Below are 10,583 nucleotides of genomic sequence, written 5' to 3'. Positions count from 1 at the left end.
ATCATTATTATTTTCTCTTCGCCCATACGTGAATATAACGACCAAGAGAGAGATAAGGTTCTTGACGGCATAACTGCTCTTCTAGTTTTAGCACGTCTTCGATTTGGTAGTCCCCCATGTATTCCATATTACCAATGTAATCATGAAATGAGCGAATACCCGATTTCCCTTCAATTTCATAACCAGCGTCTTCAATCCACTGATAGACATCATGAGGCATTAAGCCTTTTTGCGGTTGTAACTTAAACCGTTTTCTATGTGGCATGCCATCTAAAACATGAGGAATGTTGCCACATATCACATTTTTCAATACTAAACCGTGGTGATTATAAAACATAATCGAAGCATAGCCACCTGGCTTCACTTGCTGCAATAGAGTATCTAAGGCTGTTTTTGGATCATCTAACCATTCCATTACTGCATGGAAGAGTAGAATATCAACCTTACCAACTTTATGCTGTTCAATTTCTTGTACAGCTGAATGAATAAATTGATATTGAGCCAATAAACCATTGTCTTGAACCGATTCTTTCGCTAACTTCAACATTTCTGAAGAAATATCACATAACGTCACCAAATGTCCTAATTTGGCCATTTGTTGAGATACCTGACCAATTCCTCCACCGGCATCTAAAATAGAAAGTGGCGCAGAATTTGCTTTAATATCAGCTAAGATAGTTGTTATATCTTGCCATACAATCGTTTGACGGATCTCGCCTTTGTCAGAACCATAAATGTTCTTTGCAAATTTGTGGGCGATGTCGTCGAAATTACGGTCTTTATTCACAGTGGTTAAGTTATGATATTATCTATTGGAAACAAGCATTGTCGCATAAGAGCTCAAGGAAGTAACAGCATGACGCTGTTTTTTGCTCTCAAGTGGTGATTTTTCATTCTATATCATCGGTAATAGTCAAAAAATATGTTTGAGTTAAAGAAGTTTGTATCATCAATGCTCATGCCCCTACCTGGATTACTCCTTATAGGGTTCATCGGTCTATTTATTTTATGGTTTTCTAAAAGGAAAGGATTTGCCTCTTTTTTACTGACACTATCTCTTATTGGGATTTTCTTACTGTCTTTTCAGCCAGTCACTACGCCGTTACTTAAATCTACAGAGCGAATATATCCTTCATATATCAGCCCTGAAGTACCTGTAGAATATATTCTCGTTCTTGGTAATGGGCATGTTGTTGATGATGAAATATCACCAATTTCTGAACTATCACGCGCCGCCGTTATGCGCCTCACGGAAGGGATCCGTATTTATCGAATGTACCCTGGAGCAAAATTGATTTTGTCAGGCTACAAGGGTGGAACAACCGTTAGCCATGCTCGTATGATGGCACGCGTTGCACTGTCTCTTGGTGTTAATAAATCAGATATTCTATTATTAGAAAGTGCGCAAGATACACATGAAGAAGCAATACAAACATTAAATTCTGTCGGAAATAAAACCTTAGTACTCGTCACCTCTGCGAGCCACATGCCGCGAGCTATGGCTGAATTTAAACAATTAGGTATGAATCCAACACCAGCGCCAACCAATTATTTAGCGCACTCTGAAATTAAGCAGCCATGGGAAAAATACGCCCCTAAAGCTAAATATTTAGAGCAATCTGAACGCTTTTGGTATGAGCAAATGGGCCGCTGGTTTATGCAGTTGAAAGACTTTCTTATTTCAAACGAACGACAAGCACAAAAGACCCCAAAGCTTGAAATTGAAGATGTAATGGAAAAAGTTGATGAGTTAAAGCAATCTCTTCCTTTACCCAACAAAGACAAATAAGCTCTAATAAAAAAGCCCGAATCTACTAAAAAGTGGGTTCGGGCTTTTCAATGTATATAGAGTTAGTTTATTTAAGAATAGCTCTAACTTTTTCTAAATCTTCAGGCGTATCAACCCCTGCGGCAGGTGCTTCTTTAGCTACTGCTACATGGATCTTTTCACCATACCAAAGCACTCGTAATTGTTCTAAACACTCAATTTTTTCAAGTACACTTGGTTGCCAATTAATATACGTGTTAATGAAACCTGCACGATACGCATAGATACCAATATGACGAAGTAATGGGTTTGCAGTTAGTGATTCACCTTGCGCAAACGCATCACGATCCCATGGGATCGAAGCTCGACTAAAGTACAGTGCGTACCCTTCAGCATCGGTAACCACTTTTACGGCATTTGGATTAAAGACATCCTCTTCTTCATCAATCGCTACTGCTAACGTTGCCATTGGTGCAACTGAATCCGCTAAGTTTTGTGCAACTTGCTGAATGATACTAGGTGGGATCAAAGGCTCATCACCTTGAACGTTCACAACGATTTCATCCGCTGTAATACCACATTTTTCAATAACTTCAGCAAGGCGCTCAGTACCTGATTCATGATTTGGAGAGGTCATGCATACATCACCACCAAACGCTTTCACTACGGCTTCAATACGACTATCATCGGTTGCGATAATAACGCGATCAGCACCCGCTTTTGACGCTTGCTCATAAACCCATTGGATCATTGGTTTACCACAAATATCAGCCAGCGGTTTACCTGGTAAACGAGTTGATTGATAACGCGCAGGGATTATGACTGTGAACGACATGATTCCACCTCTTCCATTGTCATACGACGAGCTTCAGGTTCAATCATTACTGGAATACCTTCTTTGATAGGATATGCCAGACGATCAATTTTACAGATCAGCTCTTGCTTATCTTTATCGTAGTTCAATTTTCCATTACACACAGGACAAGCAACGATTTCAAGAAGACGATAATCCATATTGTTCTTTTACCTCTATAATTTTATTTAATATTTGTTGTGCTTTTTCTTCTGGAAATTCTGCATCAACAGGTAAATACCACCATGACGACTGAGCAAAAGATTGACACTTAACGGCATCTTTCTCTGTCATTATTAGCTGTTCGCCATACTGCATTAAGTTTTGAATTTCTGTTGGTTCAAAGGCTTTATGATCGCCAAAACCTTGAGTGTGCACGACATCAGCCTTAAGCAAACTCAATGTATCAAAGAAACGAGGAGGATGCCCAATACCGGCAAATGCCACCAAGCTTGATAATGAACTAACTGGACATTTTTCCCCAGTGACTAAATTAATCGCATGGCTTGGAGTCAGCTTCATGGATATTTCATTTTGTTGAGGTTGTTCACCATTACAAATCAAAAAATCAACTGTTGATAATCGCTCGATACCTTCTCTTAATGGGCCTAAAGGGATGTACTGTTCATTACCAAAACGACGTTTACCATCAATAATGATAAATTCGACATCGCGCTGTAAGGCGTAATGTTGTAAACCGTCATCGGTAATAATGATATCCACACCCTGTGCTTCAAGCATTTTAACAGCTTCACTTCGCACAGGGGCAACCGCGACATCGGCTTTAGTGCGCTGCTTAATCAATACCGGTTCATCGCCTGAAATGTCGGGAGTTGTCGTTTCAGTTAACAAATAAGGGTAATGTGGGGCTTTACCACCATAACCACGAGAAGCGACACCCACTTTGTAGCCTTGCTGCTGTAATTGCTCTACCAGCCATACCACTACCGGTGTTTTACCATTACCACCAGCGGTAATATTCCCAACCACGATAACAGGAACCGACGAACGATAACTTGGTTTCTTACCTGATTGATAATCCGCTTTACGTTTAGATGCAATCCATTTAAATAGGCAGCTAAGTGGCCAAAGTATCGGCCACAATAACTTTCCTAAAAAATGGTTATCAAACCAAATTTTCTCAACCATTAATCACCAAACTGAATACGGTGTAACTGTGCATAAGCACCATCATGTGCAATTAGTTCAGCATGTGTTCCACGCTCAACCACTTCACCTTCGTCGATCACTAGGATCTGATCTGCACTTTCAATGGTTGATAAACGGTGTGCAATAACTAATACCGTTTTGTCTTTTTGTAGCTCATCTAATGCTGATTGAATCGCTTTTTCTGACTCAGTATCTAGTGCTGATGTAGCTTCATCAAGAATCAATACCGATGCATTTTGTAATAGAGCACGAGCAATAGCGATACGTTGACGTTGACCACCCGATAAGCTTGCACCATTTTCACCAATCATGGTATCAAAACCCTGTTCCATCTTATTGATGAAATCTGATGCATAGGCAAGTTCTGCAGCTTTCTCTATTTCTTCGCGACTAAATTTACCCTCTGAAGCATAAGCAATGTTATTCGCTACCGTATCATTAAATAAATGCACATTTTGAGAAACTAGCGCAAAGTGTTTACGAAGATTTGGAAGTTTATAATCTTCAATTACATCACCATCTAACGAAATAGAACCTGAATCTACATCATAGAAACGGGTGAACAAATTCGCAATCGTACTTTTGCCAGAACCAGAACGACCAACTAATGCCACCGTTTTACCTGTCGGAATATCAAAGCTGACATTACGTAAGGCAGGACCTTCCGCTGTTGGGTAAGTAAAGGTGACATTCTCAACTTTAATCTCACCGTCAACTTTATCTTTAATAATAACACCGTCGTCTTTTTCTTTATCCATGTCCATTAACTCGAACAAAGTTTGACATGCAGCCATACCACGTTGGAAATCAGATGTTACGCTTGTTAAGCCTTTTAGCGGACGCAATAAACCAAACATAGCAGAGAAAACAACCGTAAATGTACCAGGTGTTAATGTCTCTTTAATTGAATCAACACTTGCTAAATATAAAACAGTAACTAATGCAAAAGAGGCGATCATTTGAATGATAGGGTTAGCTAAACCTTGAGCTACCACCATTTTCATTCCTTGTTGACGCATATGATTACTGATGTTATCAAAACGCTCAGATTCAACCTTTTGACCACCGTAACTAAGTACCACTTTATGGCCTTTTAGCATTTGCTCAGAGGTCGCAGTCAATGAACCCATTGCCGTTTGCATGTTTTTACTGATCTTTCTAAAGCGCTTAGAAACAAAGCTAATCGCAAAAGCCACAATTGGAGCTACGACAACTAGAACAAGAGAAAGCTGCCAGCTGTTCCAAAACATCAAGCCAAGTAAACCAATAATACTTGCTGATTCACGCACAATATTTACTAATGCCTTACTGGTTGCAGAGGCAACTTGCTCTGAGTCATACGTAATACGAGACAACAAACGACCTGTAGATTCTTGGTCGAAATAGCTCACAGGCATGTGCATAAAATGATTGAAGATCTGGCGTCTAATACGCATTACTACGTTGCTCGCGACCCAGCTCATACAATAACCAGAAATAAAGCCACTAAAACCACGAATAAACATCATCGCTAAAATGATAAATGGCATTTTTTTTAAGAAATCTGAATCTGCGTTACCAAAGCCTTCATCTAATAATGGTTTCAATAACGAAATCATATAGGTATCGCTTAAGGCGTTTATAACTAACGCGACAACAGCAACCCCCAATCCAGCTTTATAGAGAGAGATTAGTGGCCATAAACGTTTAAATGTTGCCCATGTAGATTCGTCTTTTTCAATAGTCATAAGTACTTATTCTTCATATACAATTACCTTTATTCTACTCTGAATTTAGGTTATCGCCAAATAGCTTTCTATACCAGACACTGTGATTGAGCGTTGAATAGCCTTTTATGAGTAACTTTCCATTATGACTTGTTAGGCTCACCTGCCCTAATTGTGCAGTATCTAGCCACTTAATGCCTTTTTCTTCATGCTTTCTAATAATAAGAGCACTAGGAAGATCCCATGGTGAAAAACGTCCGGCAGAAACTACTGCAATTTTATTTTTCATCTCATCTACCCAACGGTCCGTTGAAGAAGAGTTAGACCCATGATGCGGCACCAAAAACACATCAACATCACTAAAGTCATTTTGATTTAATATCAACATCTCTGAGATTGCATCAATATCGCCAGTCAGTAAAAAAGTCCACAGCCCTATTTTGGCCTTCACAACACAAGAGTGTGGGTTATACGCTCTACCTACTATTTTTGGTGGCCAGATAGCGGTAAATTCCATTGGGCCGGCTTGCCACTGTTGACCTTTAATGCAAGCTTCACTCCCTTGGCCTTCTTCACTTGCTCTTACCCATTGAGGGTCGAAGTGCTTAATTAGGTAAGACTTCCCTCCGGCATGGTCATTATCAGTGTGACTAATAATCAGTCCATCAATAAAACGAACCCCTCGACTACGTAGAACTGGCTCTATAACACTTTCTGCGATACTGCCATTGTTCCACTTCATCCCTGTATCATAAACAACGGTATGACCCTGACTGGACAATAAAATCGACAAGCCATGACCTACATCTAAGAAATCCACCTGCCACTCTTTCTGTGGTTTTAAGAGTAATGACCCAACAATGATTAAAACTATCGGCTGGACAAAGAAATTCATAGGAAGAAACAGTCGAAACATGACAAACACAATCACACAAATAATAATCAAGTTAACGCTCTTCGACAGCACTAACCATGTTTGATCCGATTTTTCTGCCATCCACCAGACAGGGGTGATAGAAAAGTCAGCTAAAAACCAAAGTGCATTAACCACTTCACTGTTAATAGGCTCAAGCACTACCGCTAATAGACTTAAGGGGACAGTCGTAATACTAACCCAAGGTACTGATACTAAATTTATTAATGGTGATAGATAGCTAATCCCTGTAAAAAAGTACCCTTGCACTGGTGCTAATAAGACAAAAAGCCCAAACTGCACAGCAATAATTTGACTCCATTTTCTGATAACACTATTACGGTGAATTTGAATGAATATTTGATAAAAATGAAGCGATAAAAAAACCACACAGACCGCACTAAATGAAAGCCAGAAACTCATGGATAATGACGAGAAAGGATTGATGATAAGACAAAGGACTACACACCATAATAATATGAGATGCTTTGGCCAGAAACATCGAAAGATCAATAATAAAGAAACTAAGAAACACGCAATTAACGCTCTTATTGTGGGTAATGAGAAATCAGCGAGCCAAGCGTAGAAAACAGCAAATAAACACCCACCAATAACCGGGAGCCAAAGGTGCCTATCTTTTGTATAAATGACCCGAATTAATTTACCAACCCACCAGCCAATCGCAAAAACAAACCCAATATGTAGCCCTGAAATCGCCATTAAATGAGCCAGTCCTGAATTACGCAATACTCGCCATTCGCTAGCTTCAATATCTCCTTTATAACCAAAGGTTAATGCCAATAGTAGAGATTGAAACTCTTTATCTTGCGTTTGGTTATAAACACGATCAAACCATTGATTTCTGAGTGATGGGCTATCTTCTAACAAGAGTGCGTGGTTTATCTTGCCATAAGAATGAATACCTTTAGCTAAAGCATAATCTTCAAGCTTATAACCAACTTCATTATGCCGCCCTATTGGAGGCCGCAGTTTTACATCAAACTCCCATATCTGCCCTTGTCTAAAAAGAACTGAATCACTTTCATTTATAAGGTTTTTCTTATAATCACGAAGAGATACCCGTATTAATGGCGATTGAATAAACGTAATAGGTACTGTGTTAATCTCACGAACTTGAACTAAAATTGAGGATGTTGTTTCTTTAAATGCAATTAGACTTTGAATTTCACCTTTGATGGTAATATTATGGCCTTGACTATAAAGCCCTTCATTTATGCTTTGATAGTATGTTATGTGTGAGGACGCAATGATTAAGCCTAGCAGGATGCCTTGTATTAATTTAACTTGATCAAACCTTAAAGTGACCACATAGCCAAGGATACACAAGAAAAATACAAACGAAGGCAGGTTTGTTGGCCAATAGGCTGATGATAAAAGAATAAGAATTACGACTGCAATCTTTAACCGCATGTCATTAAAAAGAAGCATTAACTTATGCCAAGAAAATTCATAAAACGTTTTTTACCAAACCATGAAACCATTAAGCGCCAAAAAGCATTAAAGATATTTGGTAACGTCTTGTATAACCCTAATTTATGGAGTTTAAATCGCCGATCCGCTGCGGGTGCTTTTGCTGTGGGTTTATTTATGGCTTTTGTTCCTCTACCTAGTCAAATGATTATGGCTGCAGGTCTTGCGATCCTCTGTAGCGTAAATCTACCATTATCGATTGCATTAGTTTGGATAAGTAATCCTGTTACCATGCCTGTTTTATTTTATGGTGCCTACAAAATTGGTGCTTGGGTAATGTCTACCCCTGCGCAACACTTTCATTTTGAGCTATCTTGGGATTTTATCACTTCTCAGATGTCGACGATTGGTCCCCCTTTTCTTTTAGGCTGTGCGATTTGTGCTATCGTTTCTTCGTTGATCGGCTACTTTGGTATTCGTGCTCTCTGGCGTTATTCGGTCGTCCGTAGCTGGAAAAAAAGAACATTACGATTAAAACTACCTAACTCAAACTAATCTACTCTTTTCTATTCCCTTCTTTCTACAACTGGCAGTAAAACTTTGCTGCCAGTTCACAAAACTTCACCCTTACTTAAACAGTATGACAGCTTTAATGTAGTATCTTCATAGGTATCTTATTTTTTGAACAGCTTTATTTTTGCTTTCAATTATTATTAGGTACAAATAATACTAATAAAAATCACAGTACATTATTTGCAGCTGCTTAAGGAAAATCACATGAATGAATTAACTGAATGCCCAAAATGTCTTTCGGATGAATTACTCATTTCAGACAATGAAAATACAGTGATCTGTTCAGATTGTGGAGTAATAAAAAAAGATGGGGCATGGCTTATTGCTAAAGAGCTTAAGACTGAAGTTACTGCTTAATAACCGTCATAAAAAAGCCCATACAAAAGTACGGGCTAATATTTAATTAGTTATCGCTGTCAATTATTCGAAAATAATTAAGCAAAAACTTCTTGTAGCTGAGGAACGATTTGTTTCTTACGGCTAAGCACACCATCTAGCCAAACACGGCCATTCTCTGTTGCTTTACCATAAGCTTTTTCTGTTAGTTCTGCATTATCACTGATAACTAATAGCTCAGAGCCTTCTTTCATGATGTCTGTCAGAAGTAAAATCATAGTGTGACGATTACCTTCAGCTTTCATTGCTGCGATATCCGCTTCTAATTCTTCTTTGATACCATCAAATACAGATAAGTCGATAACTTCAAGTTGACCGATACCAACTAGCTCGCCATTCATGTTAAAGTCTTTAAAATCACGCATAACAAGATCACGAATTGCTGTGCCTTCTACTGCTGATTTAACTCTAAACATATCCATGCCTAGCTCTTTAAAGTCTTCAACACCAGCGATCTCTGCTAGTGCTTCAACACACTTAATATCAGCAGTTGTACATGTTGGTGATTTGAAGATTACTGTATCACTTAAAATGGCACATAGCATGATACCAGCGATGTTTTTTGGGATCTCTACGTTGTAAAAATCATACATCATCTTGATAACTGTATTACTACAACCAACAGGACGGATCCAACATTCAAGTGGTGTTGATGTTGTTAAATCACCTAATTTATGGTGATCAACAATACCTACAATCGTTGCTTCTGCAATATCGTCAGGTGCTTGAGTCATTTCAGAGTGGTCTACGATGTAAACTTCTTCACCAGCATAGCTCATTTTAAGCTCTGGAGCTTCGAACCCAAATTTCTCAAGGATGAATGCGGTTTCAGGAGATACTTCACCTAAGCGAGCAGGAATAGCTGCTTCACCAATTTGATTTTTTAAGTAAGCAAGTGCGATTGCACCACAAATTGAATCTGAATCTGGGATCTTATGGCCCACTACATACATTGACATTGTATTACTCTCCTTTAAATATGGCGCTATTCTAACAAATTGAGACGATTTGAAAACAGAAAGTATCAATAGAATATAAACTATCGATTATATGAATAGGCATAACTCTATAAACAGAAAAAGGCTCATACCTTTCGGTATGAGCCTTTCACTTGTGTTCTTATTTTTTTAAGAAAAAATAAAAACGAATTTAAAGCCTGGCGATGTCCTACTCTCACATGGGGAAACCCCACACTACCATCGGCGCTATTACGTTTCACTTCTGAGTTCGGCATGGGATCAGGTGGGTCCATAACGCTATGGTCGCCAAGCAAATTTTGTCTATATCTCCCACTTACTATAAAGCTTCAAGGGAAATATAATAATCTGGAAAGCTGTTTCTCTATAAAAGAGTATTCTTAATCACATTCAATATTGTGTCTTGGTTAACGAATCCGTTAAAACCCCTTGGGTGTTGTATGGTTAAGCCTCACGGGCAATTAGTACAGGTTAGCTCAATGCCTCGCAGCACTTACACACCCTGCCTATCAACGTCGTAGTCTTCAACAACCCTTTAGGATACTTAAAGTATCAGGGATGACTCATCTCAAGGCTCGCTTCACGCTTAGATGCTTTCAGCGTTTATCGATCCCGAACTTAGCTACCGGGCAATGCTACTGGCGTAACAACCCGAACACCAGAGGTTCGTCCACTCCGGTCCTCTCGTACTAGGAGCAGCCCCTTTCAATCATCCAACGCCCACGGCAGATAGGGACCGAACTGTCTCACGACGTTCTAAACCCAGCTCGCGTACCACTTTAAATGGCGAACAGCC

Annotated in this window: 10 protein-coding genes and 2 rRNA genes; 3 read left to right on the top strand and 9 right to left on the bottom strand. The window is 39.2% G+C overall.

Going from position 1 to position 10,583, the window contains the following annotated elements:
* Positions 1–7: 7 nt before the first annotated feature.
* Complete coding sequence (cmoM, locus tag ED622_RS08670; protein WP_122033502.1) at positions 8–787, bottom strand: tRNA uridine 5-oxyacetic acid(34) methyltransferase CmoM; 780 nt, start codon at positions 785–787, stop codon at positions 8–10.
* Positions 788–922: 135 nt separating this feature from the next.
* On the opposite strand from cmoM, the gene elyC reads away from it, so the two are divergent.
* On the top strand, positions 923–1,789 hold the full coding sequence (elyC, locus tag ED622_RS08665) for an envelope biogenesis factor ElyC (protein ID WP_122033501.1): 867 nt from the start codon (positions 923–925) through the stop codon (positions 1,787–1,789).
* Between the two features lie 67 nt (positions 1,790–1,856).
* Here the strand turns inward: elyC and kdsB are convergent, their stop codons facing one another.
* The 5 genes from kdsB to ED622_RS08640 are packed head-to-tail and all read right to left on the bottom strand — an operon-like array spanning position 1,857 to position 7,859.
* Positions 1,857–2,603 (bottom strand): 3-deoxy-manno-octulosonate cytidylyltransferase, encoded by a 747-nt coding sequence (gene kdsB, locus ED622_RS08660; RefSeq protein ID WP_122033500.1) that lies wholly within the window; start codon positions 2,601–2,603, stop codon positions 1,857–1,859.
* Entirely contained in the window at positions 2,585–2,782 is a 198-nt protein-coding gene (locus tag ED622_RS08655) for a Trm112 family protein (protein WP_122033499.1), read from the bottom strand. Before ED622_RS08655 ends, kdsB begins: the two co-directional genes overlap by 19 nt.
* A complete protein-coding gene (gene lpxK, locus ED622_RS08650; RefSeq protein WP_122033498.1) occupies positions 2,763–3,770 on the bottom strand; it encodes a tetraacyldisaccharide 4'-kinase in 1,008 nt (335 codons plus the stop codon). Before lpxK ends, ED622_RS08655 begins: the two co-directional genes overlap by 20 nt.
* Positions 3,770–5,518: a lipid A ABC transporter ATP-binding protein/permease MsbA gene (gene msbA, locus ED622_RS08645; protein ID WP_122033497.1), complete on the bottom strand. Its 1,749-nt coding sequence runs from the start codon at positions 5,516–5,518 to the stop codon at positions 3,770–3,772. Before msbA ends, lpxK begins: the two co-directional genes overlap by 1 nt.
* A gap of 34 nt (positions 5,519–5,552) precedes the next feature.
* Positions 5,553–7,859 (bottom strand): DNA internalization-related competence protein ComEC/Rec2, encoded by a 2,307-nt coding sequence (locus ED622_RS08640; protein ID WP_122033496.1) that lies wholly within the window; start codon positions 7,857–7,859, stop codon positions 5,553–5,555.
* Positions 7,860–7,865: 6 nt separating this feature from the next.
* Between ED622_RS08640 and ED622_RS08635 the strand changes: the two genes are divergently transcribed.
* Both ED622_RS08635 and ED622_RS08630 read left to right on the top strand, forming a co-directional pair.
* Positions 7,866–8,396, top strand: a complete 531-nt coding sequence (locus ED622_RS08635; protein WP_122033495.1) for a DUF2062 domain-containing protein — start codon at positions 7,866–7,868, stop codon at positions 8,394–8,396.
* Between the two features lie 222 nt (positions 8,397–8,618).
* On the top strand, positions 8,619–8,771 hold the full coding sequence (locus ED622_RS08630) for a nonsense-mediated mRNA decay protein NMD3 family protein (protein WP_122033494.1): 153 nt from the start codon (positions 8,619–8,621) through the stop codon (positions 8,769–8,771).
* A 77-nt stretch (positions 8,772–8,848) separates the two neighbouring features.
* Here the strand turns inward: ED622_RS08630 and ED622_RS08625 are convergent, their stop codons facing one another.
* From ED622_RS08625 to ED622_RS08615, 3 genes are all read right to left on the bottom strand, one after another.
* On the bottom strand, positions 8,849–9,769 hold the full coding sequence (locus ED622_RS08625; protein WP_122033493.1) for a manganese-dependent inorganic pyrophosphatase: 921 nt from the start codon (positions 9,767–9,769) through the stop codon (positions 8,849–8,851).
* Positions 9,770–9,964: 195 nt separating this feature from the next.
* Positions 9,965–10,080: ribosomal RNA gene (rrf, locus tag ED622_RS08620) — 5S ribosomal RNA — on the bottom strand.
* Positions 10,081–10,227: 147 nt separating this feature from the next.
* Positions 10,228–10,583, bottom strand: a 23S ribosomal RNA gene (locus ED622_RS08615); the annotation flags it as partial.

This window comes from Aliivibrio sp. EL58 (assembly GCF_900312675.1).
Taxonomy (GTDB): domain Bacteria; phylum Pseudomonadota; class Gammaproteobacteria; order Enterobacterales; family Vibrionaceae; genus Aliivibrio.
The sequence above is the reverse complement of the archived record's forward strand: the minus strand, read 5'-3'. Positions and strand labels throughout refer to the sequence as shown.